General features: G+C 54.0%; 28 protein-coding genes. 14 read left to right on the forward strand and 14 right to left on the reverse strand.

The features are described 5' to 3' along the window. The first annotated feature begins 43 nt into the window (after positions 1-43). Positions 44-1,003: an AraC family transcriptional regulator gene (locus MXMO3_RS14585; protein WP_162889293.1), complete on the forward strand. Its 960-nt coding sequence runs from the start codon at positions 44-46 to the stop codon at positions 1,001-1,003. Between the two features lie 10 nt (positions 1,004-1,013). Here MXMO3_RS14585 and MXMO3_RS14590 read toward each other — a convergent pair whose 3' ends face one another. From MXMO3_RS14590 to MXMO3_RS14635, 10 genes are all read right to left on the reverse strand, one after another. Beyond that, positions 1,014-1,415, reverse strand: coding sequence for a RidA family protein (locus tag MXMO3_RS14590; protein WP_117396345.1), 402 nt, complete (start codon positions 1,413-1,415; stop codon positions 1,014-1,016). Continuing rightward, on the reverse strand, positions 1,415-1,834 hold the full coding sequence (locus MXMO3_RS14595) for an acyl-CoA thioesterase (protein WP_027833783.1): 420 nt from the start codon (positions 1,832-1,834) through the stop codon (positions 1,415-1,417). The genes MXMO3_RS14590 and MXMO3_RS14595 overlap by 1 nt, the downstream gene beginning before the upstream one ends. Next, positions 1,834-2,526 (reverse strand): ABC transporter ATP-binding protein, encoded by a 693-nt coding sequence (locus MXMO3_RS14600; RefSeq protein WP_205468027.1) that lies wholly within the window; start codon positions 2,524-2,526, stop codon positions 1,834-1,836. The genes MXMO3_RS14595 and MXMO3_RS14600 overlap by 1 nt, the downstream gene beginning before the upstream one ends. Continuing rightward, positions 2,526-3,278: an ABC transporter ATP-binding protein gene (locus tag MXMO3_RS14605; protein WP_117396346.1), complete on the reverse strand. Its 753-nt coding sequence runs from the start codon at positions 3,276-3,278 to the stop codon at positions 2,526-2,528. The genes MXMO3_RS14600 and MXMO3_RS14605 overlap by 1 nt, the downstream gene beginning before the upstream one ends. Continuing rightward, positions 3,271-4,260 (reverse strand): branched-chain amino acid ABC transporter permease, encoded by a 990-nt coding sequence (locus tag MXMO3_RS14610; protein ID WP_117396347.1) that lies wholly within the window; start codon positions 4,258-4,260, stop codon positions 3,271-3,273. Before MXMO3_RS14610 ends, MXMO3_RS14605 begins: the two co-directional genes overlap by 8 nt. Further along, positions 4,253-5,173: a branched-chain amino acid ABC transporter permease gene (locus MXMO3_RS14615; protein WP_117396852.1), complete on the reverse strand. Its 921-nt coding sequence runs from the start codon at positions 5,171-5,173 to the stop codon at positions 4,253-4,255. Before MXMO3_RS14615 ends, MXMO3_RS14610 begins: the two co-directional genes overlap by 8 nt. Before the next feature lie 60 nt (positions 5,174-5,233). After that, positions 5,234-6,382 carry an ABC transporter substrate-binding protein gene (locus tag MXMO3_RS14620; RefSeq protein WP_117396348.1) on the reverse strand — a complete coding sequence of 383 codons (1,149 nt, stop codon included), beginning with the start codon at positions 6,380-6,382 and terminating at the stop codon, positions 5,234-5,236. 208 nt (positions 6,383-6,590) lie between these two features. After that, entirely contained in the window at positions 6,591-7,445 is an 855-nt protein-coding gene (locus tag MXMO3_RS14625) for an alpha/beta hydrolase (RefSeq protein WP_117396349.1), read from the reverse strand. Next, positions 7,438-8,583 carry a 3-hydroxyacyl-CoA dehydrogenase NAD-binding domain-containing protein gene (locus MXMO3_RS14630; RefSeq protein WP_117396350.1) on the reverse strand — a complete coding sequence of 382 codons (1,146 nt, stop codon included), beginning with the start codon at positions 8,581-8,583 and terminating at the stop codon, positions 7,438-7,440. Before MXMO3_RS14630 ends, MXMO3_RS14625 begins: the two co-directional genes overlap by 8 nt. Further along, positions 8,583-9,374 (reverse strand): enoyl-CoA hydratase-related protein, encoded by a 792-nt coding sequence (locus tag MXMO3_RS14635; protein WP_205468028.1) that lies wholly within the window; start codon positions 9,372-9,374, stop codon positions 8,583-8,585. The genes MXMO3_RS14630 and MXMO3_RS14635 overlap by 1 nt, the downstream gene beginning before the upstream one ends. A gap of 137 nt (positions 9,375-9,511) precedes the next feature. Here MXMO3_RS14635 and MXMO3_RS14640 point away from each other — a divergent pair, with 137 nt between their 5' ends. From MXMO3_RS14640 to MXMO3_RS14680, 9 genes are read left to right on the forward strand one after another with little or no spacing between them, the layout of a single operon-like run. Then, positions 9,512-11,800 (forward strand): bifunctional salicylyl-CoA 5-hydroxylase/oxidoreductase, encoded by a 2,289-nt coding sequence (locus tag MXMO3_RS14640; RefSeq protein ID WP_117396351.1) that lies wholly within the window; start codon positions 9,512-9,514, stop codon positions 11,798-11,800. Beyond that, positions 11,797-12,543: an SDR family NAD(P)-dependent oxidoreductase gene (locus MXMO3_RS14645; protein WP_117396352.1), complete on the forward strand. Its 747-nt coding sequence runs from the start codon at positions 11,797-11,799 to the stop codon at positions 12,541-12,543. The genes MXMO3_RS14640 and MXMO3_RS14645 overlap by 4 nt, the downstream gene beginning before the upstream one ends. Continuing rightward, positions 12,540-13,007: a MarR family winged helix-turn-helix transcriptional regulator gene (locus tag MXMO3_RS14650; protein WP_027833794.1), complete on the forward strand. Its 468-nt coding sequence runs from the start codon at positions 12,540-12,542 to the stop codon at positions 13,005-13,007. The genes MXMO3_RS14645 and MXMO3_RS14650 overlap by 4 nt, the downstream gene beginning before the upstream one ends. Next, positions 13,000-13,812, forward strand: a complete 813-nt coding sequence (locus MXMO3_RS14655) for an enoyl-CoA hydratase family protein (RefSeq protein ID WP_117396353.1) — start codon at positions 13,000-13,002, stop codon at positions 13,810-13,812. The genes MXMO3_RS14650 and MXMO3_RS14655 overlap by 8 nt, the downstream gene beginning before the upstream one ends. Continuing rightward, positions 13,812-14,948 (forward strand): acyl-CoA dehydrogenase family protein, encoded by a 1,137-nt coding sequence (locus MXMO3_RS14660; RefSeq protein WP_117396354.1) that lies wholly within the window; start codon positions 13,812-13,814, stop codon positions 14,946-14,948. Before MXMO3_RS14655 ends, MXMO3_RS14660 begins: the two co-directional genes overlap by 1 nt. A gap of 19 nt (positions 14,949-14,967) precedes the next feature. Then, the gene (locus MXMO3_RS14665) at positions 14,968-16,593 is read left to right on the forward strand and encodes an AMP-binding protein (RefSeq protein ID WP_117396355.1); all 1,626 of its coding nucleotides are present in this window, start codon (positions 14,968-14,970) and stop codon (positions 16,591-16,593) included. Beyond that, positions 16,590-17,786 (forward strand): kynureninase, encoded by a 1,197-nt coding sequence (gene kynU, locus MXMO3_RS14670; RefSeq protein ID WP_117396356.1) that lies wholly within the window; start codon positions 16,590-16,592, stop codon positions 17,784-17,786. Before MXMO3_RS14665 ends, kynU begins: the two co-directional genes overlap by 4 nt. After that, on the forward strand, positions 17,783-18,619 hold the full coding sequence (gene kynA / locus MXMO3_RS14675) for a tryptophan 2,3-dioxygenase (protein WP_117396357.1): 837 nt from the start codon (positions 17,783-17,785) through the stop codon (positions 18,617-18,619). Before kynU ends, kynA begins: the two co-directional genes overlap by 4 nt. Beyond that, positions 18,616-18,852 (forward strand): Lrp/AsnC family transcriptional regulator, encoded by a 237-nt coding sequence (locus tag MXMO3_RS14680; RefSeq protein WP_027833800.1) that lies wholly within the window; start codon positions 18,616-18,618, stop codon positions 18,850-18,852. Before kynA ends, MXMO3_RS14680 begins: the two co-directional genes overlap by 4 nt. A 141-nt stretch (positions 18,853-18,993) precedes the next feature. Here the strand turns inward: MXMO3_RS14680 and MXMO3_RS14685 are convergent, their stop codons facing one another. Continuing rightward, positions 18,994-19,620: a TetR/AcrR family transcriptional regulator gene (locus MXMO3_RS14685; protein ID WP_117396358.1), complete on the reverse strand. Its 627-nt coding sequence runs from the start codon at positions 19,618-19,620 to the stop codon at positions 18,994-18,996. A gap of 79 nt (positions 19,621-19,699) precedes the next feature. Here MXMO3_RS14685 and MXMO3_RS14690 point away from each other — a divergent pair, with 79 nt between their 5' ends. Together MXMO3_RS14690 and MXMO3_RS14695 are read left to right on the forward strand one after the other, a co-directional pair. Further along, positions 19,700-20,341, forward strand: coding sequence for an HD domain-containing protein (locus tag MXMO3_RS14690; protein WP_117396359.1), 642 nt, complete (start codon positions 19,700-19,702; stop codon positions 20,339-20,341). Between the two features lie 24 nt (positions 20,342-20,365). Then, positions 20,366-21,403 carry a carbon-nitrogen hydrolase family protein gene (locus tag MXMO3_RS14695; protein ID WP_117396360.1) on the forward strand — a complete coding sequence of 346 codons (1,038 nt, stop codon included), beginning with the start codon at positions 20,366-20,368 and terminating at the stop codon, positions 21,401-21,403. Positions 21,404-21,463: 60 nt separating this feature from the next. Here MXMO3_RS14695 and MXMO3_RS14700 read toward each other — a convergent pair whose 3' ends face one another. Further along, on the reverse strand, positions 21,464-22,633 hold the full coding sequence (locus MXMO3_RS14700; protein WP_117396361.1) for a M20 aminoacylase family protein: 1,170 nt from the start codon (positions 22,631-22,633) through the stop codon (positions 21,464-21,466). 167 nt (positions 22,634-22,800) lie between these two features. On the opposite strand from MXMO3_RS14700, the gene MXMO3_RS14705 reads away from it, so the two are divergent. Together MXMO3_RS14705 and MXMO3_RS18735 are read left to right on the forward strand one after the other, a co-directional pair. Next, a complete protein-coding gene (locus MXMO3_RS14705; RefSeq protein ID WP_027833804.1) occupies positions 22,801-23,382 on the forward strand; it encodes an ATP-dependent Clp protease proteolytic subunit in 582 nt (193 codons plus the stop codon). A gap of 122 nt (positions 23,383-23,504) precedes the next feature. Continuing rightward, a complete protein-coding gene (locus tag MXMO3_RS18735; RefSeq protein WP_162889294.1) occupies positions 23,505-24,614 on the forward strand; it encodes an HNH endonuclease in 1,110 nt (369 codons plus the stop codon). A gap of 699 nt (positions 24,615-25,313) precedes the next feature. Here MXMO3_RS18735 and MXMO3_RS14715 read toward each other — a convergent pair. Both MXMO3_RS14715 and MXMO3_RS14720 read right to left on the reverse strand, forming a co-directional pair. Beyond that, positions 25,314-26,102 (reverse strand): EAL domain-containing protein, encoded by a 789-nt coding sequence (locus MXMO3_RS14715; RefSeq protein ID WP_117396363.1) that lies wholly within the window; start codon positions 26,100-26,102, stop codon positions 25,314-25,316. A gap of 54 nt (positions 26,103-26,156) precedes the next feature. Then, positions 26,157-26,504: a hypothetical protein gene (locus MXMO3_RS14720; RefSeq protein WP_117396364.1), complete on the reverse strand. Its 348-nt coding sequence runs from the start codon at positions 26,502-26,504 to the stop codon at positions 26,157-26,159. Positions 26,505-26,518: the final 14 nt, after the last annotated feature.

The following is a 26,518-nucleotide window of genomic DNA, read 5'->3' on the forward strand; positions in this document are numbered from 1 at the left end:
AAAACGCAAAATAATGCGGATGGCCGTTGGGAGAACAACAACAATGGAGCCTTTGGCTAAATATCGGCTGTTTCAATCAGCGGAGTTGGAGTGCGCGCGGGAGATGGTGGCGCGCAAATACTGCGCCCATCGCTTGGATTTCGCGGCGCCACAGTCCCAGTTGGATGCGGTGCACAATCATGTGGCGCTACCCGGCTTGTCGTTTAATTATATGCGCTATGGCGGCGCGGTGCGCATCACCCCCGGCGAGTTGGAGAGATTTTATCTGATCCAAATTCCATTGGCTGGTGGGGCGCAGATCACCAATGGCAAAATGGAAGTTGAGAGCACCATTGAGTTTGCCACCATCCTGAACCCCGATCTCAAAACCGATATGACGTGGCACGCGGATTGCGAAATGCTGCTGGTGCAAATTGAGGCAGAGCATTTGCGTAAGGAAGCCGAAATGATGCTGGGTCGTTCCTTGGATGCGCCCATTCGGTTCGATCCAAAATTACGCATGCAGGCCAAGCAGCTCCAGCCATGGCGCAATCAATTGCGCCGCATTTTCGCGGATTTAGATGCGGGCGCCACCCCGCATGGCCTGTCAGAATTGCTGTTGCAATTTTTGGAAGCGGCGCCGAGCAATATTCAATGTTTCTTTGACGCAACGCCAGTGCATCTGGCCCCGGCGCAGATCAAACGCGCCATGGCCTATATCAAAAGTGAATTCAGTGCCGAGATCGGTCTGCATGATATTGCCCGGGCCGCTGGTGCCTCGGTGCGGGCGCTGCAATATGGCTTTAAACAGGCCTATGGGCTGACGCCGATGCAAATGGTGCGGCTGGAGCGATTACGCCGCGCCCATTATCTGCTGCAAGGGGCGTATGGCGCGCAAACCGTCACGCAGATTGCCTCCGCTTTGGGGTTCAACCATTTGGGACGGTTTTCGCAGGAATATCGCGACGCCTTTGGCGAAACCCCGCAGCAAACGCTGAATTTCGCCAAGCGCCAATTAAGCTGAGGGCCGGCTCTTAGGTGTTGGGCAACACTGCCGTGCCTTCAATTTCGATCAGTGCCTCGTCTTCCACCAGCGCCGACACCACCACCATTGTCATCGCGGGGAAATGATAGCCGAGTACGCGGCGATAGGCTGCCCCCACTTCCTTTTGGTGCGCCAGATAATCCTGCTTGTCGGTCACGTACCAGGTCAGCCGGGTGAGATGCTCAGCCTTACCCCCGGCCGCTTCCACAACATCCAGAATATTGCGCAGGGCTTGTTCCATTTGGCCAATAAAGTCTTTGGCTTCAAAAACCTGATCTTTTGTCCAGCCGATTTGACCGCCCACATACAGCGTGCGCCCTTCAGCAAGCATGCCATTGGCATAGCCTTTTGCGGGCTTCCATCCTTCAGGGTGTACAACAATATGTGCCATTATTCTTTTTCCAAATAGAGTGTCATTTTGTCTTTAAGCTCTTGCGACCATTCAATGGGTCGCCCGGTGGATTTGGTGATGTGCACCAGCGTCATGGTGCTTTCCACCTTCGTTTGCGCGTCATGGGTGCCCCACACGCGCACTTTCACGCTGGTGCGGCCCACCCGCTCAACCGTCAGGTGCCATTGCCATTCTTCGCCCAGCTTGCCCGGCGCATTGAACGTTGCTTCCACGCTGGCGGTGGGCACTGCCGTTTGGTCAGCCACATGCATTTGCGCGAAGGAATAGCCAATCGCCTTGTCGAACCAGCGCTCGATGGTGAGATTGATCATCTCAAAGAAGCGCGGATAAAACACAATGCCCGCCGGATCGCAGTGCTGGAACAAAATGTCCTGATCGTGGGTGAAAATCTTGCTCATCAGACCCCCAAATAACGATCGGCCAGATCGTCCGTCAGCGCGTCCGGTGTGCCCGTCCACACGGTTTCACCGCGTTCCAAAATCACGCAGTGATCGGCAATCGGTAGCAATTCACTGAGGCTTTTATCCACGATCAAAATGGATTGACCTTGCGCTTTCAACGCTTTTACGGCCCGCCAGATTTCCTCGCGGATCACCGGCGCCAGGCCTTCGGTCGCCTCGTCCAGCACCAGCAATTTTGGATTGGTGGTCAACGCCCGACCAATGGCCAGCATTTGCTGTTCGCCGCCTGACAAAGTGTTGGCCAATTGGTCCTTGCGCTCTTCCAGCCGCGGGAACAATTGATAGACCTTTTCAAGCGTCCATTCGCCATCGCGCTGGGCCGCCACCAGATTTTCTTCCACGGTCAAATTGGCAAAGCAGCGCCGCCCTTCCGGCACCAACCCCACGCCCAATTTCGCCACCTTGTGGCTGGGCATCTTGTTGACCAGCGTGCCATCGAAATGGATATCGCCCTTGGTGGGTTTGGACATTTTGCAAAGGGTGCGGATGGTGGTGGTTTTGCCCATGCCGTTGCGGCCCATCAGCGCCACCACTTCGCCCTCTTTCACTTCAAGCGACACGCCAAACAGCGCCTGTGACGGGCCGTAAAACACCTCAATATCTTTGATGGAAAGCAGAATGTTTGACATTAGGCTGCACTCCCCAAATAGGCTTCGCGCACCGCTGGATTGTTGCGGATATCGTCCACTGATCCGGTGGCAATCACCCGGCCATAGACCAGCACGGAAATCCGGTCTGCCAGCGAAAAGACGGCGTCCATATCATGTTCGATCAAAAGGATCGGCGCCTCGTGGCGCAGATCGTCGAGAAAACCGATCAGCTTTTTCGAGCCTTCTGGGCCCATGCCCGCCATGGGTTCATCGAGCAGGAAGGCTTTGGGGTCCAGCGCCAATGCCATAGCGATTTCAAGCTGCCGCCGTTCACCGTGCGACAGTTCCGCCGTCATGACATCGGCTCGCTCTTCCAGATTGACGCGTTTCAGCGCCGCCATGGCGGGTTCAGTCAGGCTTTTATCGCCACGCACATTTTTGAAAAAGCGATAGCTGGTGCCCAATTTGGATTGCACGGCCAGCATCACATTGCGCAGCGCAGAGAATTCCATCACCAGTGAGGAGACTTGGAAAGTGCGCCCCAGTCCGGCCTTTGCCCGTTCAGCCATGTCCATACCGGCCAAGTCCCGGCCGTTAAAGATCACCTTACCGCTGTCCGAGCTGAGCTGGCCACAGATCTGTTTGATCAGGGTGGATTTGCCCGCCCCGTTCGGCCCGATCAGCGCGTGGATTTCACCCCTTTTCAGATCAAGGGTCACGTCATCGGTGGCGGTAAGTGCGCCAAAGCTTTTGTTCAGATTTTGAATTTGCAGAATTGGTTGATTAGTCATGACGCGCCTTTCCGGCCAGCAGACCAATGGCGCCACCGCGGGCAAACAGCACCACGCCCAACAAGATGAGGCCGAGATAGAACTGCCAATAATCAGTCATGCCACCAAAAATAAACTCAAAGATGATGTAGATGAGCGCGCCGACAACCGGGCCATAGAGACGTCCCACGCCGCCCAAAATCACCAACACCATAATCTCACCTGACATGTGCCAGGACAGCATGGAGGGGGAGATAAAGCGGTTCAGATCCGCCATCAGCGCCCCGGCTAAGCCGGTAATCATACCGGAGATCACAAAGGCGGTGAGTTTGATGTTGAACGGGCGAATGCCGGTGGCGGCCAAACGTTCCTCATTTTGCCGTGCCGCTTGTAGCGCCGCGCCGAAACGTGAGTTTTTGATCATGGCCGACAGGCCCAGCCCTGCAAACATCAGCACCAAGCAAATATAAAAGAAGCTAGCGGGATCAAGCGTGTTCACACCCGGGAACTGGTTGCGTACATAGATGGACAAGCCATCTTCGCCACCATAGGTCGGCCAGGAGATCATGAAATAATAGATCATTTGCGCAAAGGCCAAGGTGATCATTATGAAATAAACACCTGACGTCCGCAGGGACAACAGCCCGATAAACAAGGCGGCAATGCCGCTCATCACAATCGCGACCAGCCAAATGATCAGCATTTGGTTGGTGCCTTCAATCACGAAAGGCCAGGTGAAAATTGGCGTGTAGGTTTGCGCATGGCTGGCCAAAATGCCCATGGCATAGCCGCCAATGCCGAAAAACGCTGCATGGCCAAAGCTCACCAAGCCGCCTGTGCCAAGGGCGAGGTTCAACCCCACCGCGGCGAGGCTCAAAATGGCCACGCGGGTCGCTAGCGTGATGTAAAACGGTTCATCCATCGCCGTGGCAATAAAGGGGAACACCAGCAGCCCAAGGCTGATGAAAATGTTCAAATAGGTTTCGCGGGAAAGATTAAGCATTGTTGCTCACCAACCCTTCCGGCTTGAAGATCAGAATGATCGCCATCAGCACATAAATTGACATGGAGGACAGCGCTGCACCGACCGAGTTGGCCGCAGCTGTGTCCATAAACAGATTGAAAAAGCCGGGCAGCGTCACGCGTCCGAGCGTGTCGACAACGCCGACGAGAATGGAGCCGATCAGTGCGCCCTTGATGGAGCCGATGCCACCGATCACGATCACCACAAAGGCCAGGATCAGCACGGGTTCGCCCATGCCCACTTGCACCGATTGGATGGCGCCCATCATTGCCCCGGCAAAGCCGGCCAAGGCGGCGCCGATGGCGAAAACGATCGTATAGAGCGTACCGATATTCACGCCAAGCGCCGCGATCATTTCACGATCCGCCTCACCGGCGCGAATGCGAATGCCGAGGCGGGTTTTGGTGATGAGGAGATAAAGCCCCAGCGCCACCAAGCCCCCGACAAGGATAATCGCCAGACGATAAGCAGAATATTGAAAGCCGCCAAACAAGGTGACGGGACCGGACAGAAAATCCGGTGTGTCGAGATAAAGCGGGAATGAGCCAAACACCATCCGACAACCTTCAGAAAGGATCAGGATCAAGGCGAAAGTGGCCAACACTTGGTCGAGGTGATCGCGATCATATAATCGTCTGATCACAAGCATCTCGATCAAGACACCGGCAAAGCCCGCCGCCACGATAGACGCCACAAGGCCAAGCCAAAAGGAACCTGTGGCCGCAGCCACGGCGGCGCAAGCAAAGGCCCCGATCATATAGAGCGAGCCGTGCGCCAAATTGATCAGCCCCATCACGCCGAAAACCAGCGTTAAACCGGCAGCCATCAAAAACAGCGTCACGCCATATTGCAGGCCGTTTAAAAGCTGTTCAAATAAAAGAGTGGTGGACATATTTTCCCCAGCGGTTTGGATGTTGGCGGGGCGCAAACGCCCCGCCAATCAACTCAGCCATTATTGCAATGGGCAATCTTCAGCATAAGCATCTTGGTGATCTGTCAGTGCCAGACCCAAGATCTTGTTGGTCAACACGTCACCCTCTTTCACAACTTCACGTACGTAAATGTCTTGAATGGGGTGATTGTTGTTGCCGAACTTGAAGTCACCGCGGGTGGACTTAAAGTCAGCTTCTTTCAGTGCAGCGCTGAACGCTTCTGTGTCTTTCACATCGGCTTTGTCCAATGCAGAAAGGATCAGATTTGCCGCGTCAAAGCCTTGGCTGGCATAAAGCGATGGCAAACGCTCATATTTCTCTTGGAACGAAGTAACGAACGCATTGTTGGTTTCGTTGTCGATATCTTTGCTCCACTGTGAAGAGTTGCGCACACCAAGTGCCGCATCACCTACAGCGCCCAAAATGCCTTGATCGAATGAGAAGGCTGGGCCCATTACCGGCAGATCAACACCAGAGGCTGCATATTGCTTCATGAACGCAATGCCCATGCCGCCTGGCAAGAAGAAGAACACGCTGTCTGCGCCTGAATCGCGGATTTGTGCAATCTCAGCGGCATAGTCAGTTGCGCCCAATTTGGTGAACACTTCGCCCGCCAACTGGCCACGATATTCACGCTTAAAGCCGTTCAGCGCATCTTGGCCAGCCGGATAGTTTGGTGCCAAAATGAAGGTGTTTGTGTATTCAGCCACATTGGCGTACGCGCCCATGGCTTCGTGCAAATTGTCGTTCTGCCATGCCACGTTGAAGTAGTTGGCGTTACAGCCTTTGCCTGCCAAAGCAGATGGACCAGCGTTTGGCGACACGTAGATTTTGCCTTGCGCCACGGCTGATGGAATAACCGCCATCGCCAAGTTGGACCAAATAATGCCGGTCAGAATGTCCACTTTTTCAGACTGGATCATTTTGTCGGCGATTTGCACAGCCAAGTCTGGCTTGCGGGCATCGTCTTCGATGACAACTTCAACATCGTCGCGGCCGGCTTGTTCAATCGCCAGCATAAAGCCATCGCGCACATCCACGCCCAAGCCAGCGCCACCGCCGGACAAGGTTGTGATCATGCCGATTTTTGCGCCTTCAGCCATGGCTGAGCCGCCAAGGGCTAAGCTCATCGCCACTGCGCTGGCCATTATTGTTTTTAGCGTCTTCATAGTTTCCTCCCAAACTGCGAACCTAGGTTCGCCGATTACAACACTTCACGACAGGTGAAGCATTTAATTTGCCCTTTGCCTCTCCCAAAGCAAAGGCCAATTCTTACAACAATGGGGTATAGATACCCAATTGCCGCAAACCATTATAGTTACATCCATGCATGAATCTTAATATATTTCAATATTAAAAATTTCATGCTTAAAATATCTATTTCTCATTTGCCCCAACGACCAATTTGGTCAAAGCGCTATCGGGCTCTTCCAAATCAGCGATTACGTCAAAATGGTGCTTGTGCGGTGCTTCCACCGCATTTGTTTCCACGCCAAGCCCGGTCCAAACATTGGCCAACAATTGATTTTGGCGCAAAAATTCCGGCCGTTCATCAGCGCCCACCCAACAGGTGAGGCGCACATCCGCCAGCGGCTCCAATAGCGCCGCGCTTTCCGCGCGCGCTTCAGCCAAATCCAGTTGCAACCCCTCATTCATGCGGGTGTTGAGCAGCGGGCGCAAATCATGCAGCCCGGACAAAGACACCACATGCTTCAACCGCGATTGCACTTCTTTGGACAAAGGCGTGTCCGCACACATCATGCGCGACACCAAATGACCGCCAGCAGAGTGTCCAGAAATGCGAATTGGCCCTTCCACTTTGGTCGCCGCATAAAGGATCGCCGCGCCAATTTGCTGGGTCATCGTGCTGATCCGCGCTTCAGGCGCCAGCGTGTAGGATGGCAAGGCCACAGCCCAGCCATGGGCAAGCGCCCCCTTGGCCAAATGCGACCAGGCGCTTTTGTCAAAGCTCAGCCAATAGCCGCCATGCACAAAAACAAACAGGCCTTTCGGCGTGCCTTCGGGCATAAACAGATCGAGCTTTTCCCGTTGCGCATCGCCATAGGCCAAGTCTAGTTCCGCGCGGCCAGCTGCATCCATTTCCTCGCGAAATTGTGCCGACGCTTTCGCCCAATATTTTACATAGGAGTCCGAATTTTCGATATATGCGCTATTGGCATAGGCATCATCCCAGTCGCTGGGCGTTGTCCAGTTTGGCAGTCCGTCACGCATCAAATTTTTCCCCTTGCAAGGCTGCGGCTGGCCGATAACGCCCTTCCAGATAGGTCGGGGCATTTTCTTCCAGTTGCGCCAAAATCTCTCGCACTCGATCAAGCCCGATTTCGGCCAAAAATGCAAATGGCCCTTTGGGGAAATTCAACCCCAATTGCATCGCCAGATCAATATCTTGCGGCGCCGCCACCTGGTCATCCACGGCAGACGCCGCCTCATTGATCAGCGTCGCCAATATGCGCTCGGCAATTTGCTGTTGGTCGGCTTCAGCGAGGTCGACCTGAACGTCCTCGGTCACAAAGCCCTTGCCGCTTTTGCGACCCAGCGCGCCCTCATCCACCTGCCGTTGCAGGCGATCAAACACATAATAACGCGGATTGTAATCAAAGGCTTTGGCCATAGTTTCGCTGGCGGCCAGATTTATGTCTGCGCCCACCAGATCGATCAGTTCAAATGACCCCATGCGGAACCCCTGCGCCCGCATGGCCGCATCAATTTGATGGGCCGAAAAGTCACCTTCTTCCAATATCGCCAGCGCCTCGCCATAAAAGGGCCGCGCACACCGATTGACGATAAAGCCCGGGCTATCCTTCACCTTGATTGCGGTTTTGCCGATCTGATTCAGGTAAATGACGAGGTCATCACATCGTATCTGAGATACGGGTGGGGCTGTGATGACCTCGACAAGCTTCATAATGTGGGCGGGGTTGAAAAAGTGTAGGCCCAGCGCCCGGTCTTTATGGGTGAGATCGGCAAAAATATCGGCAACGCTGAGCGATGAGGTGTTGGTCGCCAACAGCGTTTCTGCACCGCAAACTTCTTCCAATTGAGCGAAGAGCTGTTGCTTGATGTCCAACCGCTCCACGATGGCTTCGATCACCAGATCGCAATCGGCAAGGTCGGCCAACTCGCTTGCGGCGCTCAGCCGCGCTTTGCTGGCCTCCGCATCATCGGCACTCACCCGCCCTTTATCTACGGCCCGGGCCAAAGTTTGGCCCACCGCGTCCAGCGCTGAGGTCACCGCGTCATGGTTCACATCAAAAAGCTGCACCTGGTGGCCGGATTGCGCGAAGAACAGCGCGATATTGCGCCCCATCACGCCTGCGCCCACCACGCCGATTTTATTCAGCTCAACCATTACTTGCCCTCAAATGTGGGTTTGCGTTTGTCGAGAAAGGCGGTCACGCCTTCGGCCTTATCTGCGGTGCCGAGCAGGTTTTCGAAATCGCCTCTGGTTTCGCCCATCACATGTTTGAGCGGGGTTTCGGCGCTGGCGACAATCGCCTTTTTCGCCGCCTGCATCGCCAAGGGTGCGCGTAGGGCCAAGCGCTCGGTCAGTTTCGCTGCAAAAGGCAGTGCGCCATCCTCGGCCATATAGCTGATAATGCCCCAATCATTGGCCGTGATCGCGTCGACAATTTCGCCGCCAAGCACAATGCGCCCGGCGCGTGCGCGGCCCACCATGGTGGTGAGGCGCTCAATGCCGCCTGCGCCGGGGATCAGGCCCAAATTGGGTTCCGGCAAGCCAAATTTGGCGGTGGTGCCCGCCACGATCAAATCGCACATCAGCGCCAGTTCAAACCCGCCGCCGAGGCAAAAGCCATCCACTGCCGCCACCAACGGCAGGGGGCAATTGCGGATACGTCTCCAATGGGCTTTGCGCGGATCGAGATAGCCTTCTTCCCGGCCTTTATCTTTAATTTCGTCGATATCGGCGCCAGCGGCAAAATGCTCGCCTTCGCCGCAAATCAGCACGGCGCGCACGCTTGAGGATTGGGCAAAATCGTCCAGCGCATCGGCAATCTGCCCCAACAATTCTGTGTTGAGTGCGTTGCGCTGCTTTTGTCGATCAATGCTGAGAATCGCCCACGCGGCATTGTGGCCTTTAATGTCCACTTGCTCTATGCGCAGCATATTTTGCTCGCCCATATGTCCTCCCTATCGCCATTAAGTGTTCACCAAAATTGAATATATTTCAAGCCTAAAATTTTGAGCTTGAAATATCTTGTTTCTGATGCAATCATACCCTCCATGCGTGATCAACATTGCGCCATTGGGAGGACATTATGAAAATCGCATGTTTGGGCGGTGGCCCGGCTAGCCTATATTTTGCCATCAGCATGAAGCGGCGCGATCCGTCGCATGACATTACGATTTTTGAGCGCAACAAGCCAGATGATACATTTGGCTGGGGCGTGGTTTTGTCCGATGAAACCCTTGATAATATGGCCGAAAATGACAAGGAGAGCGCCGAAGCGATCCGCGAGCATTTCGCCTATTGGGACGATATTGCGGTGGTGCATGATGGGCATCGCACCGTTTCCACAGGCCATGGCTTTTGCGGCGTTGGCCGCATGCAATTGCTGCTGACCTTGCAGGAACGCGCCCGCGAACTCGGCGTCAAAATGGAATTTGAAACCGAAATCGACAGCGCCTCCCCCCTCATGAAAGAATATGATTTGGTGGTGGCGTCTGACGGGCTGAATTCCAAAACCCGCACCGAATTTGCCGATCATTTCAAGCCGCAGATTGATGTGCGCAAATGTCATTTTGTGTGGCTCGGGACCCATCAGAAATTTGATGATGCCTTCACCTTTATCTTTGAGAAAACCGAACATGGTTGGATTTGGGCCCACGCCTATCAATTCGATAAGGACACGGCGACCTTTATTGTAGAGTGCGCGCCTGAAACATTCGAAAAGTTTGGGTTTGGCGAGATCAGCCAGCAAGAAACCATCGCCATTTGCGAAGAGATTTTCAAAGATCATTTGGGCGGCCACAGCCTGATGACCAACGCGAACCATATTCGCGGCTCGGCATGGCTGCAGTTCCCGCGCGTATTGTGTGAAAAATGGCACCATGAAAATGTGGTGCTGTTGGGCGATGCGTCGGCCACGGCCCACTTCTCCATCGGTTCAGGCACCAAACTCGCCATTGAAAGCGCCATTGCGCTGGCTGAGTTCTTGCACACCGAGCCGACTCTGGACGCCGCGTTCCGCAAATATCAGGAAGATCGTCGCTTAGATGTGCTGCGCCTGCAAAGCGCGGCCCGCAACTCAACCGAATGGTTTGAGGATGTGGAACGCTATCTTGATCTGGACCCCGTGCAGTTCAACTATTCATTGCTCACCCGCTCCCAGCGGATTAGCCATGAAAATCTACGCTTGCGCGATCCGGAATGGCTGAAATCTGCTGAAATGTGGTTTCAGGAGCAGGCGGGCGCGAAAGGCGTACATCGTGCGCCGATGTTTGCCCCGTTCAAGCTGCGCGATATGGAATTAAAGAACCGCGTGGTGGTCTCCCCCATGGCCCAATATAAGGCCAAGGATGGCTGCCCCACCGATTGGCATTTTGCCCATTACGCTGAGCGCGCCAAAGGTGGCGCTGGCCTTGTTTATGTGGAAATGACCTGCGTGTCGCCCGAAGGGCGGATCACGCCGGGTTGCCCGGGGCTTTATGCCCCCGAGCATGAGGCGGCGTGGACCCGTCTTACAGATTTTGTGCATAGCGAGACCAGCGCCAAAATGGCGATGCAGATCGGCCATTCCGGTCGCAAAGGCTCCACCCAATTGGGATGGGAGACCATGGACGCGCCGATCAAAGAGGGCAATTGGCCGCTTCTGTCAGCATCAGACATTCCTTGGTCGCCGGATAATGCGACGCCAAAGGCCATGGATCGCGACGATATGGACAAGGTGCGCGACCAATTCGTCGCCTCCACCAAGATGGCCGATCGAGCCGGATTTGATATGGTCGAGCTGCACGCGGCGCACGGCTATTTGATTTCGTCCTTCATTTCGCCCAAGTCGAATAATCGGCAGGATGAATATGGCGGTTCGCTTGAAAATCGTATGCGCTATCCGCTGGAAGTGGCGCAAGCCATGCGCGCTGCGTGGCCGGACCATAAGCCCATGTCCGTGCGGATTTCCGCCAATGACTGGGTGGGCGCAGAAGGCGTAACGCCAGACGAGGCCGTGAAAATCGCGCAAATGTTCTCCGCCGTGGGGATCGACATTATCGACGTGTCCGCTGGCCAGACCTCAATCGACGCCGCGCCGATTTATGGCCGCATGTTCCAAACCCCGTTCTCTGACCGCATCCGCAATGAGACTGGGCTGAACACCATGGCCGTTGGCAACATCTACGAGCCGGACCACATCAATTCGATTCTGATGGCGGGCCGAGCTGATCTGGTGTGTCTGGCGCGGCCACACTTGGCGGATCCATATTGGACGTTGCATGCCGCAGCCGCCCTTGGCGACAAAGATAGCGAATGGCCCTTGCCCTATTTGCCTGGTCGGGATCAAATGATGCGACTGGCAGAACGGAATGAAGGCATTGGGATTAAGGTATGATCTTAGCGGGCAAAAACATATTGATCACAGGCGGCGGCACCGGCGTTGGTGCCGTGATGGCCAAGCAGTTCGCTGAAGCGGGCGGCACCGTCACCGTGGCGGGACGCACCCGCGCAACGCTCGAACAGGCGGCCAGCCAACATGCCAACATCAAAGTGGCAACCGTGGACATCACCGACGAAGAGTCGGTGAAGGCGTTGTTTGATGAGATCGGCGTGATGGACATTGTGGTGGCCAATGCCGGCGCATCTTCCAGCGCGCCCTTGGCCAAAACCTCGCTCGCCGATTGGCAGCATATGATCGATGTGAATTTGACCGGCACCTTCTTGACCCTCAAGGAGGGTTTGGTGCGACTGAAGGGCAAAGAGTGGGGGCGCTTGATCGCTGTTGCGTCTACAGCTGGCCTGAAAGGCTATCCTTATGTGGCGCCCTATGCGGCGGCGAAACATGGGGTGATCGGCCTCATCAAAAGCATGGCATTGGAAGTGGCCAAAAGCGGCATCACCGCCAATGCGCTTTGCCCCGGCTTTCTCAATACGGAGATGACCGAGCGGTCCATCGCCAATATTATGGAAAAGACAGGCATGAGCGCGGATGATGCCCTCAAGGCACTGGCGAAAAACAATCCGCAAGGGCGGCTGATCGAGCCGGAAGAAGTGGCCGCGGCGGCGCTTAATTTGTGCGGTCCGCATAGTGAGGGGCTGAATGGTGTGGCCCTTTCTATTTCAGGAGGTGAAATATGAGCGCAACTGACCCGGTGACGGGACACCCCATGAGCAAGCAGCGCTTGCGCCTGTGGCTACATATGCTGAAAACCGCCCGCTTTGTCGAGAATGAGCTACGCGAGCGCATGCGCATCACCTATCAATCCACCCTGCCCCGCTTTGATGTGATGGCGATGCTGGACCGTACCCGCGAAGGGCTGTTGATGAGCCAATTGTCTCAACAATTGATGGTGTCGAACGGCAATGTGACGGGCATTATCGATCGGCTGGTGCAGGATGGCTATGTGGTCCGCGTCTCCGTGAAGGGCGACAAGCGCGCTACCCTTGTGCGACTCACCCCGAAGGGTGTCGAGAAATTTGCCGAAATGGCTGCCGAGCATGAACGCTGGATCGATGAATTGATGGACAATGTGCAGGACAGCGACATTGAGCATTTCGTCGACGCGCTCAATCATATCCGAAAGGATCATCAGCATGACTAAACTGGCCGATTATCAACCCGAACATTTTTTGCTGACTATGAAGGGCGACATTGCCATTGTGCAATTGAACCGCCCCGACCGGAAAAATCCGCTGACCTTTGAAAGCTATGCCGAGCTGCGCGATTTCTTCCGCGACCTGCATTATGCTGACGATATCAACGCCGTAATTTTTGCCAGCAATGGCGGCAATTTCTGTTCCGGCGGTGATGTGCACGACATTATCGGGCCACTGGTGGGCATGGACATGAAGGAGCTGTTGGCCTTCACCCGTATGACCGGGGATCTGGTCAAAGCCATGCTCAATTGCTCCACCCCGATCATCTCCGCCGTCGATGGCGTGGCCGTGGGGGCGGGTGCGATTATCGCCATGGCCTCGGACATGCGCTTGGCGACACCGGAAGCCAAAACCGCCTTTTTGTTTACCCGTGTCGGCCTTGCAGGCTGCGACATGGGCGCGTGTGCCATGCTGCCCCGATTGATCGGCCAGGGCCGTGCGGCAGAGTTACTCTATACGGGCCGCTCCATGAGCGCTGAGGAAGGCTTAAACTGGGGCTTTTTCAATGCGCTGCACAGCGCCGATGAGTTAGATGATGCGGCCATGAAGCTGGCTGAGCGTGTGGTGGCGGGGCCGACCTTCGCCCATGGGATCACCAAAACCCAACTCAATCAGGAATGGAGCATGAGCCTCGAACAAGCGATTGAGAGCGAAGCGCAGGCGCAGGCTTTATGCATGCAAACCAAAGATTTTGAGCGCGCCTATCACGCCTTTGTCGCGAAAGAAAAACCAAAGTTTGAGGGCAATTAATGGCCGATCAAAGCTTTCTCAACTGGCCCTTTTTTGAAGATAAGCACCGCGCCTTGCATGCTGAGCTAGAGGCTTGGGCGAGCGCCAATTTGCCCGTCGATCACAGCGATGTGGATCAGGCCTGCAAAGATCTGGTGGCCGCGTTGGGCAAAGCAGGCTTTCTGCAATATAGCGGCGCGAAGCAAGGCGAGACATTAGATGTGCGCAGCCTGTGCCTGATCCGCGAGACTTTGGCCCGGCATGATGGCTTGGCCGATTTTGCCTTTGCGATGCAAGGCTTGGGCACCGGGGCGCTGTCGCTGTTCGGCACGCCGGACCAGCAGGCTTGGCTGGATCAAACCCGCGCAGGCGAAGCGCTTTCCGCGTTTGCCTTGAGCGAGCCCAAGTCCGGGTCAGACGTGGCCAATATTGAATTGAGCGCCGAAGATAAGGGCAATCATTATGTGCTCAATGGCGAAAAGACATGGATTTCCAATGGCGGCATCGCCAATGTCTACACGGTTTTTGCCCGCACAGGCGAAGCGCCGGGGGCCAAGGGGCTATCCGCCTTTGTGGTGCCAGCCGATAGCGAAGGGCTAGAGATTGCCGAACGCTTGGACGTGATTGCGCCGCACCCACTCGCCCGGTTGAAGTTCAACAATGTGCATGTGCCGAAAACCAGCATGATCGGCGACGCAGGTGCAGGCTTTAAAATCGCCATGAGCGTTTTGGACGTGTTCCGCTCCACTGTTGGGGCCGCCGCACTGGGCTTTGCCCGTCGCGCGTTGGACGAAACATTGGCCCGCGCCAAATCGCGGGAATTGTTCGGTGCGCCCTTAGCCGAATTGCAAATGGTGCAAGGCCATATTGCCGATATGGCCTTGGATGTGGATGCGGCCGCCTTGCTGATTTACCGCGCCGCCTGGACCAAAGATATGGGCGCTGCTCGCGTGACGCGGGAAGCGGCCATGGCCAAACTTTACGCGACAGACAAAGCGCAAGAGGTGATCGACAAAGCCGTGCAAATCCACGGTGGCGACGGTGTGCGCAAAGGGTCGATCGTGGAGAGTCTTTACAGAGAAATTCGCGCCTTGCGCATTTATGAGGGCGCCTCAGACGTCCAAAAAATTGTGATTGCGCGCCAGACACTAAGCTAAAATTCCTTGGGAGGGGATCATGGAATTGGGACCAACAGGTCATGTGGACCATTTTTGCCGGGAGAACTTGCCGCCATTTGATCAATGGCCGCAAATCAACACGGAAGATTTCACCTATCCGGAATATTTGAATGTGGGCCGCGCCCTCACCGATGCGATGGTGGAAAAAGGGTTTGGCGACCACACTGCTTTGATCGGCAATGGCCGCCAGCGCACCTATAAGGAATTGGCGGACTGGACCAACCGTTTGGCCCATGCGCTGGTGGAAGATTATGGCGTGAAGCCGGGCAACCGCGTGCTGATCCGCTCCGCCAATAACCCCGCCATGGTTGCCTGCTGGCTCGCCGCCACTAAGGCAGGCGCGGTGGTGGTCAACACCATGCCAATGCTGCGGGCGGGCGAGCTTAGCGGCATTGTCGATAAGGCCGAGATTGAATTTGCCCTTTGCGACACGCGGATGATGGACGAGATCGTTGCCTGCGGCAAAACCTCGAAACATTTGAAAACCATTATTGGCTTTGATGGCACCGCCAATCACGACGCCGAGTTGGATCGCGTTGCCTTGGGCAAATCGGTCAAATATGAAGCTGTAAAAACAGGGCGCGATGATGTGGCCCTCTTAGGCTTCACCTCGGGCACCACGGGCGAACCGAAAGCCACCATGCATTTCCACCGCGATTTGCTGATTATCGCCGATGGCTATGCCAAAGAAGTGCTGCAAGTCACGCCAGAAGATGTGTTTGTCGGTTCCCCGCCTCTGGCCTTCACCTTCGGGCTGGGCGGCTTGGCCGTGTTCCCCTTGCGCTTTGGCGCAACGGCCACCTTGCTGGAAACAGCATCGCCCCCGAACATGATCGAGATCATCGAAACCCACAAAGCCACCATCTGTTTCACCGCCCCCACCGCCTATCGCGTGATGCTGCGGGCCATGGATGAAGGGGCGGATTTGTCCACCTTGCGCTGCGCGGTTTCGGCCGGGGAAACCTTGCCTGAACCTGTGTTTGAAGAATGGCAGCAAAAAACCGGCAAGCCGATGCTGGACGGCATTGGTGCCACCGAAATGCTGCACATCTTTATTTCCAACCGCTTGGACGATGCCAAACCCGCGTGCACAGGCAAGCCTGTGACGGGCTATGAAGCCAAAGTGGTCGACGACGAGATGAATGAAATGCCGCGCGGTGAACCAGGTCGGTTGGCAGTGCGTGGCCCCACAGGCTGTCGCTATTTGAATGATGAACGGCAGGCCAAATATGTCGCTGACGGCTGGAACATCACCGGCGACACCTTCGTGGAAGATGAGAACGGCTATTTCCATTTTGCCGCCCGCAATGACGATATGATTATTTCATCTGGCTACAACATCGCCGGACCTGAAGTTGAAGCGGCGCTTTTGTCGCACGAGCATGTGCTTGAATGCGCTGTAATTGGCGTGCCAGATGATGCGCGTGGTCACATTGTGCAGGCGCATGTGGTGCTGACCGAAAACGCCACGCCATCAGAGGAAATGATCAAGACTTTGCAAGATCACGTGAAAGCCACGATTGCGCCGTTTAAATATCCGCGCTCTGTGATCTTCACTGATCAATTGCCCAAAACCCAAACCGGAAAAATTCAACGGTTCCAGTTAAGAGAGAAGCAAGCGTGACCGATATTTTCGCCCAGACCAAAGCCAAGTTTCATCTGCCCAAGGGCATGATTTATCTGGATGGCAACAGCCTTGGCCCCTTGCCAAAAGCGGCGATGGGCGTGGTGGAACGCACCATTCAGGATGAATGGGGCGAGATGCTGATCACCGGCTGGAACAAGGCCGGTTGGATCAACAAGCCCAGCGAGATTGGCGACCGGATTGGCAAACTGATCGGCGCACCTGCAGGCTCGGTGGTGATGGGTGATACGCTGTCGATCAAGGTTTATCAGGCTTTGGCCTCGGCATTGGAACTCAATCCGGGCCGCAAGGTCGTACTGTCCGACAAGGGTAACTTCCCATCCGACCTTTATATCGCAGATGGCTTGCTGAAGAGCTTGGGCGACGAATATGAGCTGCGTGTGGTCGCGCCGGAAGACGTTGAAACTGCGCTAACCGACGATGTGGCCGTGATGATGATCACCGAAGTGGATTATCGTACCGGGCGCAAGCACGATATGAAAGCCTTGACCGCAAAAGCCCATGCCAATGGCATTTTGACCATTTGGGACTTGGCCCACTCCGCAGGCGCATTGCCCGTTGACCTTGAAGGGTGCAACGCCGATTTTGCGGTGGGCTGCACCTATAAATATCTCAATGGCGGTCCCGGCGCGCCGGCCTTTATCTATGTCGCTGACAAGCATAAAGATGCGGCTCGCCCGGCCCTTTCCGGTTGGATGGGGCACGAAGCGCCGTTCGCTTTTGATCTCGATTATCGCGCTGCGCCGGGCATTGAGCGGATGCGTGTGGGCACGCCGCCGATCATCGCGCTGAGCGTGTTGGAAGCCAGCATGGACATTTGGGACATGGTGGAGATGGACGCGGTGCGCGCGCGCTCGATTGAGCTATGTGATTTATTTATTGACGAAGTTGAGCGGCTTTGCCCGCAATTGCAATTGGGGTCGCCGCGTGAAGGCAAGCGCCGGGGTTCGCAAGTGTCATTCCATTTCGAGAATGGCTATGCGGCGATGCAGGCACTGATTGCCAACGGGGTTATCGGCGATTTCCGCGCCCCGGATATGATGCGGTTCGGGTTTACCCCGCTTTATGTTGATCATGATGATGTGCGTGGCGCTGCGGCCATTCTTGGTACGATTATTAATGAAAAAGTTTGGGACGATCCCAAGTACCAAAAAAGGTCAAAAGTTACATGATCAAGCCATATGATCCGAGTGAAGAAGGCGCTCAAATGTCATTTGATGGACGCATGTCCTATGGTGACTATTTGCAAATTGATACCATCCTCAACACCCAGAAACCGCTCTCGACAGCGCATGATGAGATGTTGTTTATCATCCAGCATCAAACCAGCGAATTGTGGATGAAGCTGGCGGTGCATGAGCTGCATGCAGCCCGCGCGGCGATGCAGGAAAACCGCCTCGAGCCGGCCTTTAAGATGCTGGCGCGGGTGGCGCGTATTTTTGAGCAGCTCAACAATGCGTGGGACGTGTTGCGCACCATGACCCCGTCGGAATATACCCAGTTTCGCGAGACATTGGGCCAATCGTCCGGCTTTCAATCCTACCAATATCGGCAGATTGAATATATTCTGGGCAACCGCAATCAATCCATGTTGAAGCCCCATGCGCACCGGGAAGACATTCACGCCATGCTCAAAAAAGAGCTCGATGTACCAAGCCTTTACGATGTGGCGCTGCAGCTGGTGCATGCCAATGGCGTTGATATTCCAAAAGCTATTTTGGATCGCGATGTCAGCAAAACGCATGTGGCCGACGAGGGTGTTGAAGCGGCATGGGCAACGATTTATAAGGACCCGGATAAATATTGGGTACTTTATCAATTGGCGGAAAAGCTTGTTGATTTTGAAGATTATTTTCGCCGCTGGCGCTTCAACCATGTCACAACGGTGGAACGGATTATCGGCTTTAAACGGGGCACGGGCGGCACAGGTGGCGTGAGCTATTTACGCCGGATGCTGGATGTGGAACTATTCCCCGAACTTTGGCATGTGAGGACACAATTATGACCTGCGTATTTGTTCAATTGCGGTGCAAGCCGGGCAAAACTTATGAAGTTGCCGACCAAATTCACGAGCGCGAAATTGTTTCCGAGCTTTACTCAACCTCGGGCAATTTTGATTTGATGATGAAGATCTATATTCCCGAAGGTGAGGATGTAGGCATGTTCATCAATGACAATATTGTGGATATTGAAGGCATTGAGCGTTCGCTGACCACGCTGACCTTTAAAACATTCTAAGGGTCAAAATCATCGAAATTAGAAAGGGATTTCAGGTGTAACCATCTGAAATCCCTTTTCTTTTGCGTAAAAACTGAAATCCGACGCCATAATTTTAGTTTATTTCAGCAAAATTACAGAAATTTACAGCGCCTTTTCAGCCTATTTTATGCCCAGCGGTTTGAGGCTTTTTAAAAAGATATTTTTGACCTTTTGCAGCTCATCCAATGAGGCTCCTCCGCGCGCCTGAATCGCCAAACTGTGCAGCGTGGAATTGATCAGGCTCGCCAACTCATCGGCACTCAAGTCAGCTCCCTCAAAATGGGCTGGAAATTGTGCGGTGAGCTTTTCGGCAATCTGGACCTGCGCCGCGTTCAAAAATTGATGCAGCGATTTTTGAATTTGATCATGTTCACCAGCGGCGGCGGGCATGGTGGTGAGCACCAAGCAACCAGACCGGCTGGGCGCGGCGGCGGCAAAGCGGGTGATTGAGATGTCCAACGTGCGCTCGATCGCCTCATAGAGCGAGCGTGCCCCCTCAACCCCCTTTTGCCATTCGGCCCACACATCCTCCATATAGGTTTGGGCCACCCGCTCGAACAATTGCGCCTTGTCGCCAAAAGCCCGGTAGAAGCTGGGTTTATTCAACCCCATCTCCTTGGCCAATTGGTCGATGCGCACCCCATCATATCCGGCGCGGCGGAACAGGTCTGTCGCCTTTTGGATCGCGGTTTTTTCGTCAAATTGTTTCGGGCGCCCGCGGGGGCGCTTCTCATCTTTTGATACCATTTAGTACAAAACCCTTGCCAAGCAGATTTTTTTATGTACCTTTCAGTACACAAATTTAAACAAAGGAGCAAGTTCAACCATGTCCGCCCTTCAATCCGCCCCCGACATTAGATGGCCCGATTCTGATATTTGCGTGGCTGCCCATGATTTGGTGAAAGAGGTTTCGCCCGCCTTTTTGTACAATCACCTGATGCGCTCCTACGCGTTTGGCGCCGCCATCGGGCAAAAGCATAGCAAGAGCTTTGATGCAGAGATGCTGTTTTTGGGCGCGGTAATGCATGACCTTGCGTTTGTTGACCAATTTGAAAATGGCCACCGCTTTGAAGTGGATAGCGCCAATGCTGCCAAGAATTTTTTGGCTGAACACGGCTATGACGACAAGAAGATCGATGTCATCTGGCAGGCCATTGCCCTGCACTCCACCCATGATGTGCCGCAGTTTATGGCCCCGGAAGTGGCGCTGGTGCAGTTTGGTGCCGGGTTGGATGTGGGCATGTTCCCCTATGATGCGCTTGAGGCGAAGCAGATCGATCAGATTGTCGAGCTTTATCCGCGCCTTGGATTCAAGAAAGCCATTATCGAAACACTGGGCCATGTGGTGCAGCGCAACCCGCGCGCCACCGTCACCACCTTTTTGGAGCATGTGGGCCACCGCTGTGTGGAGCATTATCGCGCGCCAAACTTTGTGGACATTGTGACCCGCTCGAAATTTGCCGAATAACAACCAAGGAGATCGGGAGGAAATATGGGACGTTCTCATCCAAAATATATTGCAGGGGCGGTGCAAGCTGCCTCTGTTGTGCATGACCTTGAAGGCGGGGTGCGCCGCACCATTGAGCTGATTGAGGAGGCCAGCGAAAAAGGCGTGAAAGTGCTGGTGTTTCCAGAAACCTGGATTCCCGGCTATCCCTATTGGGCCTGGCTTGGCCCGCAGGCCTGGGGCATGCAATTTGTGCAGGCTTATCATGACAATGCCATGGAAGTTGGCGACGAACATCACCAGGCCATTTGCGCCGCCGCGCGTGCCCACAACATGTATGTTGTGCTGGGATTTGCCGAAAAATTTGAAGGCAGTGTTTACATTGCCCAAAGCATTATCGGGCCCGACGGGGTGGTGATTGCCAACCGCCGCAAGCTGAAAGCCACCCATGTGGAGCGGGCCGTGTTTGGCGAAGGCAGCGGCGTGGACCTTGATGTGCACCGCACCGAAGATGCGGGCAATTTGGGCGCGCTTTGCTGCTGGGAGCATATGCAACCGCTGTCCAAATATGCGCTCTACTCGATGAATGAGCAGGTGCATGCCGCCGCGTGGCCCACCCTGTCGCTTTATGAAGGCAAAGCCTTTGCCTTGGGGCCGGAAGCCAATATGTCGCTTTCGCGCACCTATGCCATGGAAGGGCAATGTTTTGTGATCGCGGCCACCTCTGTGATGACCAGCGAAATACAAGACGCGCTTGGCCTTGATGACATGCAGAAAGATTTACTGCCTGTGGGCGGCGGCAGTTCCTCCATCTTCGCGCCAGATGGACAATTGATCAGCGCGCCCTTGCCGCCCGATGAAGAAGGCATTGTGGTGGCGGAGCTGGACCTTGGTCTGATTTCCCTCGCCAAGGCCGCTGCTGACCCCGCTGGCCATTACGCACGCCCAGACGTGACCCAGCTTGTGTTGAACCGCGCACCGACCCCCACCACATTGGTGCGCGCGCCCGAAAGACCTTCCGGACCAACTGCATTCGAATTTCGCGAGGACGATGTAGCTTTGGATGAAGAAGAGATGGTCTAATTCAGGGCGAACCCGTGGGCGCAAGTTTCCCGCTTGCGCCCACTTCCCTTTTAAAGGGACTTAGGAAAGAGGCATGCCCTCTTCGATCAGCTTGATCATAAAGCTGGAGCCGGTGGGGATGATTTCATCGTTAAAATCATATTCCGGGTGGTGACAGTTTGGCGTGTCGCCCTGCCCCAAAAACACGTAAGCCCCTGGCCGCGCCAAGAGCATGAAGGAGAAATCCTCTGCGCCCATCACCGGCTCAATATCGTCTTTCACCCGATCTTCGCCCACCACTTTTTTGGCCACGTCCAGCGCGAACTGGGTTTGTGCCGGATGGTTGATGGTGACCGGGTATTCCTTTTGGTAATTCAGGTTGACTTTGGCCCCGTGCAATTGGGCGATGCCGTTGCAGATTTCCTGCATCCGCTTTTCCGCATAGTCGCGCACTTCCATATCAAGGGTGCGCACGGTGCCGGAGAGTTTGGCGGTTTGCTCAATCACATTGTCGGCGGTGCCGCAATGGAAGGTGGTGACGGACACCACGATGGATTTGAGCGGGTCGACATTGCGCGACACGATGCGCTGAAAGGCTTGCACCAAATCGGTGCCGACAATAATCGGGTCAATGCCGTGGTCAGGATGTGCCGCGTGGGCGCCCTTGCCGATAATATCAATTTCGAAGAAATCCGCGGCCGCCATAAGCGGGCCGGTGCGGGCCTCAATATGGTTCACATCGGTGCCGGGGGAATTGTGCAGGCCATAGACTTCATCAATGCCGAAGCGCTCCATCATCCCGTCTTTGACCATTTCATTGCCGCCGCCGCCGCCTTCTTCCGCGGGCTGAAAAATCATCACGGCAGTGCCGTCAAAATTGCGGGTTTCGGCCAGATATTTCGCCGCGCCGAGCAAAATGGTGGTGTGGCCATCATGGCCGCAGGCATGCATCACGCCTTGATTTTGCGACTTATAGTCGTGGTTCAAAATTTCGGTGATGGGCAGCGCATCCATATCGGCGCGCAGGCCGATGGTTTTGCCGGATTTGTTCTCGCGCCCTTTGATCACCGCCACCACGCCGGTTTTGCCAATGCCGGTGACAATTTCATCCACGCCATAGCTTTTGAGTTTTTCCGCCACCAGCGCTGCGGTGCGATGTTCGTTAAAGCCCAGCTCGGGATGGGCATGAATGTCTTGCCGGATTTCGGTGAGTTCTTTATGAAATTCAGCAACACGATTGATAACTGGCATTTGTCTCCCCTTGAACATTGGTGCAACCAATATCACGTAAGAGATCATGCCCCATTAACAATGGCAAATGGAATTGTTTGGCTGAACACAATTTTACGTTAGATTTAGCCGAATCATGAATTACAAAAGCCAAGATGCACTTCGAACGGCAAGGACAGATTTTAGCTATGGCAAATGAGAACGAAGACAAACAAGACAACAAGAACGACCCAACCGTTGAGAAAATCCTGTTTAAAAACCGCACGGTTTTGATCACAGGCGAAATCAACGACAAGCTCGCGCGCGAAGCTTCTGGTCGGTTGTTGGCGCTTGCCGATCAATCAGATGATCCGATCAATGTGTTTATCAGCTCACCTGGTGGCCATGTTGAAAGTGGCGACATGGTGCATGACATCATCAAATTCATCAAACCCACCGTGCGCACCATCGGCAGCGGCTGGGTGGCCAGCGCGGGCGCCTTGATTTTCGTGGGCGCGAAAAAGGAAAACCGGATGTGCCTCCCCAACACCCGCTTCCTGCTGCACCAACCAAGCGGCGGCGTGGGCGGCAAAGTGTCGGACATTCAAATTCAGGCCGAGCAAATCAAACAAATGCGCGAACGTTTCGACATTTTGTTTGCTGAAGCCACGGGCCAAACCAAAGAGAAGATCGCCGAAGACACCAACCGCGATTTCTGGCTGAACACCAAAGAGGCCATCGACTATGGCCTGCTGGGCAAGGTGATCACCAGCATCGATGATCTGACCTAAGGGTTTTGAGAGAATGAGGAAGCCGCCGCGAGGCGGCTTTTTCTATACCAAATTGCACGACAGTTTAGCCCACCTATCGTTGAAAATCATAATGAATTAAATTGGCTATTTAGACCCTCGCTATGGCAAAACCTGATTTTAGCAATAGTACAAAAATTGAGTTGGCAAAGCGTGCTGCCTACCTCTGCTCAAATCCGGACTGCCGAGTAACCACAGTTGGTCCAAACGAGAATCCTACAAAATCTACATCAATTGGTGAAGCTGCTCATATCTACGCTGCAAGGCCAAATGGCTCAACACCGCGTTACAACTTATCAATGACTGATGCCGCTCGTGCGGAAATTACGAATGGTATATGGCTATGTACAAATTGCCATCGCACAATTGATAACGACCCACGCAAATATCCAGCAGATCTTCTATTCGCATGGCGAGAAAAACATGAAACTTATGTGCGTAGCAATCTGGGCAAACGCTCAGATAAATTTTCAGAGAAATTAGTTTCCGAAGAGTTGCTGCCTTTTGCGAGTTATCCTGCCATCGTTCGTCGAATTGTAATCGACAAACCTGAGGGCTGGGAATTGCGACTAACAGCAGAATTATTGAGATATCTAAATCAGAGCCATTTTCGCAGGATGCGCGATTTACGCGATGGGCTTTATACAGAAACCAAAATTCAAGTTGAGGGGTGGTACGCCGCTACGTGGATTGACGAACGACTGGGCGAATTGGCAGATCTATTTGGACCAATAGAGCGCGTCTTGAATAGATTAGTCGAGAGCTGGGGTGCGCCCGGAGAACCAGGCAATCTCAATGAGATCCACCACAACTGCAAACTGTTTGGTGATGCTTTGGCAAGAGTAATTGAGCACGAAGAAAAAGTGCATTTCGCGACATTACCGAAACACTTTGAACCTGTACAACAATTGCTAAAAAACAATGCTTCCTCTCAAGCTGAAAAGTTACACGACATCCCCACGATCATTGACCAACATTTAGAGCTTTTTGAACAGGGTGAAATTGGCAAGCCGGGGAAACCTATGAGCGCATTTCACACTATCGATATTAGTCTCCCAAAAGGCTGGTCAAAAAGACTTAGTTTTGCAATCGATAGAGCAAACAGAATTGAACGTGGAGAGAAACTCCCACTGGACCCGAGTAAACCACTTGGTTTTTTTGGCTGGCTTGGCGTTATATTCTGGCTCGTTATTATTATCGTGATTCTGGTATAAGATTTACGTTCAAATTTCACTTTTGTCTGGCAATTAGCAACAAAACGAAACTAATGAAAAAAACTTTTTATATTAGCACCTATTTGTTTTTCTTAAAAAATTTCAACCATGTACGATAAACTGATCAAGTTTGGAGCAACGCTGTAGGAGATGGCTAATACTGTCTGGATCCCCGGGTCAAGCCCGAGGATGGCGGAGGTGCGGGGTGTCGGCGTTGTGCCAAATGGCTTAAACACCACCTAATTGTGCAGTCAAAATGTCTCCCCCGTCACCCCAAGACTTGATCTTGGGGTCTATTTGCAATTGGCCAAGCGGCAGGCTTGTTCGGCCTTCTCATCTCTCGTGCCAAGAGGACAAGTGAAATGGATTGCAAGATCAAGTCTTGCAATGACGGTGGTGTTTGGGGCTTAGGCACTGCCATGGGCGCTGTTTGTGTGGCCCCGGAACAAGTCCGGGGTGGCGAGTTTGATGGGCGCCACTAACACAACACCTGTTCGGCTATCGCACTGCCGCTACATTCGTCATTCCCGCGCAGGCGGAAAGCCAGGTTGGACTTTCAGTTGGGCAAATCGTTTACGGCTTTGGCCTTGAGTTGTGCTGAACTGGATTCCCAGAGCTTTATGGGCGCTCGCGCCGTAAGACTGGCCCCAGCATGACAAGCAGATCTGCTTTGCTGATGTCGATATGTCACGAAAGGTTTCACGGAATAGCAAAGTCATCTGCGAGCGCTGGTAAGTCAGCTTCACATGCAAAAGTCTCGACCACGGGCTTAGCAAAGAAATAGCCTTGAAATAGATCGATGCCCAACTTGTACAAAGTGCGGGTTTCTGCTTCCGTTTCCACACCCTCGGCGAGCACGTTGAAGCGCATGAGATTACTCATTGTCATGATCCCTTGAACAATGGCTTGCCGACTGGGTGACTTGTCAATATTTCGGACCAAGTCCATATCGATTTTGATAATGTCAGTTTGAAAGCGTGCCAAAAGACCGAGACCTGAGAACCCTGATCCAAAGTCGTCAATCGCGGTCGTGAACCCCATTTTGCGATACTCTGTCACAATATGATGAACATGGTCGGTGTCCCGCATTTCCTCTTGCTCGGTAAACTCGAACATCAGGCGTCGTGGACTGAAATTTGCCTTCGCGGAAGCTGCTAAGGTGGCGCGGATGCACGCCTTGGGCTCATAAACCGCGTTGGGTAAGAAGTTGATCGAAAGCATCGCATTTGACCGTGAAGGCATCTTTTCACCAGCCAGCTCGATGGCTTTTACACGACACGCTTGATCAAATGCGTATCTGTTCTCATCAGTGACTTGGCTGAGAACATCGAAAGCACTTTCTCCGTTTTGGCCACGAACGAGAGACTCATATCCCCAAACACGTTTTTTGGCCAGGTCAACAATGGGCTGAAAGGCCATCGTAAACGGCACCACAAATTGGTCAGCGTTCGCATCTTTACAGCCATTGCATCCAACATATTTAGACATTCCGTTCCAGCCTACTTTTAAAATATCCAGTATCTAGAAGTTGAGGCGAACTCATTAAGAATGGGATAATCCTGAAGCAGCGAACCCCAACTCGCCCCGGTTTTCCTCTTCGATCGCAACGTGCTGGGAAAAACGCATACGCAAAGCCAGGGTCTGCGGTGTAGATTTATCCGCAGGGGTTGATCGTTTTTGAGTTTTGCCAAACTGGATCCCCGGGGCAAGCCCGAGGATGACGTGGGAGAGTATTGGCGTTTTGCCATATGATTCCGTCCCGTTCTTGACCGCATTTAGGCTTGCGCCGGGCAGGTGGCCGTCACAGGGAGCGGAGAAGTCCATTTGGTCGAGGGCATGCAGGATGGTGGGGCCGCCGACCCAGAGCGTGGCGACGGTGTTGACGACCATGAGCGGGCTTATGA

Source organism: Maritalea myrionectae, from assembly GCF_003433515.1.
GTDB classification, from domain to species: Bacteria; Pseudomonadota; Alphaproteobacteria; order Rhizobiales; family Devosiaceae; genus Maritalea; species Maritalea myrionectae.

Bases quoted from the DNA above. Each gene is read 5' to 3' on its own strand.
- MXMO3_RS14645 (WP_117396352.1), top strand. From the start codon at position 11,797: ATGATCTTAGCGGGCAAAAACATATTGATCACAGGCGGCGGCACCGGC.
- MXMO3_RS14655 (WP_117396353.1), top strand. From the start codon at position 13,000: ATGACTAAACTGGCCGATTATCAACCCGAACATTTTTTGCTGACTATG.
- MXMO3_RS14585 (WP_162889293.1), top strand. From the start codon at position 44: ATGGAGCCTTTGGCTAAATATCGGCTGTTTCAATCAGCGGAGTTGGAG.
- MXMO3_RS14640 (WP_117396351.1), top strand. From the start codon at position 9,512: ATGAAAATCGCATGTTTGGGCGGTGGCCCGGCTAGCCTATATTTTGCC.
- MXMO3_RS14625 (WP_117396349.1), bottom strand. From the start codon at position 7,445: ATGCGTGACGGACTGCCAAACTGGACAACGCCCAGCGACTGGGATGAT.
- MXMO3_RS14605 (WP_117396346.1), bottom strand. From the start codon at position 3,278: ATGACTAATCAACCAATTCTGCAAATTCAAAATCTGAACAAAAGCTTT.
- MXMO3_RS18735 (WP_162889294.1), top strand. From the start codon at position 23,505: ATGGCAAAACCTGATTTTAGCAATAGTACAAAAATTGAGTTGGCAAAG.
- MXMO3_RS14665 (WP_117396355.1), top strand. From the start codon at position 14,968: ATGGAATTGGGACCAACAGGTCATGTGGACCATTTTTGCCGGGAGAAC.
- MXMO3_RS14635 (WP_205468028.1), bottom strand. From the start codon at position 9,374: ATGGGCGAGCAAAATATGCTGCGCATAGAGCAAGTGGACATTAAAGGC.
- MXMO3_RS14700 (WP_117396361.1), bottom strand. From the start codon at position 22,633: ATGCCAGTTATCAATCGTGTTGCTGAATTTCATAAAGAACTCACCGAA.
- kynA (WP_117396357.1), top strand. From the start codon at position 17,783: ATGATCAAGCCATATGATCCGAGTGAAGAAGGCGCTCAAATGTCATTT.
- MXMO3_RS14595 (WP_027833783.1), bottom strand. From the start codon at position 1,834: ATGAGCAAGATTTTCACCCACGATCAGGACATTTTGTTCCAGCACTGC.
- MXMO3_RS14590 (WP_117396345.1), bottom strand. From the start codon at position 1,415: ATGGCACATATTGTTGTACACCCTGAAGGATGGAAGCCCGCAAAAGGC.
- MXMO3_RS14705 (WP_027833804.1), top strand. From the start codon at position 22,801: ATGGCAAATGAGAACGAAGACAAACAAGACAACAAGAACGACCCAACC.
- MXMO3_RS14620 (WP_117396348.1), bottom strand. From the start codon at position 6,382: ATGAAGACGCTAAAAACAATAATGGCCAGCGCAGTGGCGATGAGCTTA.
- MXMO3_RS14610 (WP_117396347.1), bottom strand. From the start codon at position 4,260: ATGCTTAATCTTTCCCGCGAAACCTATTTGAACATTTTCATCAGCCTT.
- MXMO3_RS14695 (WP_117396360.1), top strand. From the start codon at position 20,366: ATGGGACGTTCTCATCCAAAATATATTGCAGGGGCGGTGCAAGCTGCC.
- MXMO3_RS14600 (WP_205468027.1), bottom strand. From the start codon at position 2,526: ATGTCAAACATTCTGCTTTCCATCAAAGATATTGAGGTGTTTTACGGC.
- MXMO3_RS14660 (WP_117396354.1), top strand. From the start codon at position 13,812: ATGGCCGATCAAAGCTTTCTCAACTGGCCCTTTTTTGAAGATAAGCAC.
- MXMO3_RS14690 (WP_117396359.1), top strand. From the start codon at position 19,700: ATGTCCGCCCTTCAATCCGCCCCCGACATTAGATGGCCCGATTCTGAT.
- MXMO3_RS14715 (WP_117396363.1), bottom strand. From the start codon at position 26,102: ATGTCTAAATATGTTGGATGCAATGGCTGTAAAGATGCGAACGCTGAC.
- MXMO3_RS14680 (WP_027833800.1), top strand. From the start codon at position 18,616: ATGACCTGCGTATTTGTTCAATTGCGGTGCAAGCCGGGCAAAACTTAT.
- MXMO3_RS14630 (WP_117396350.1), bottom strand. From the start codon at position 8,583: ATGGTTGAGCTGAATAAAATCGGCGTGGTGGGCGCAGGCGTGATGGGG.
- MXMO3_RS14685 (WP_117396358.1), bottom strand. From the start codon at position 19,620: ATGGTATCAAAAGATGAGAAGCGCCCCCGCGGGCGCCCGAAACAATTT.
- MXMO3_RS14615 (WP_117396852.1), bottom strand. From the start codon at position 5,173: ATGTCCACCACTCTTTTATTTGAACAGCTTTTAAACGGCCTGCAATAT.
- MXMO3_RS14650 (WP_027833794.1), top strand. From the start codon at position 12,540: ATGAGCGCAACTGACCCGGTGACGGGACACCCCATGAGCAAGCAGCGC.
- MXMO3_RS14720 (WP_117396364.1), bottom strand. From the start codon at position 26,504: ATGGTCGTCAACACCGTCGCCACGCTCTGGGTCGGCGGCCCCACCATC.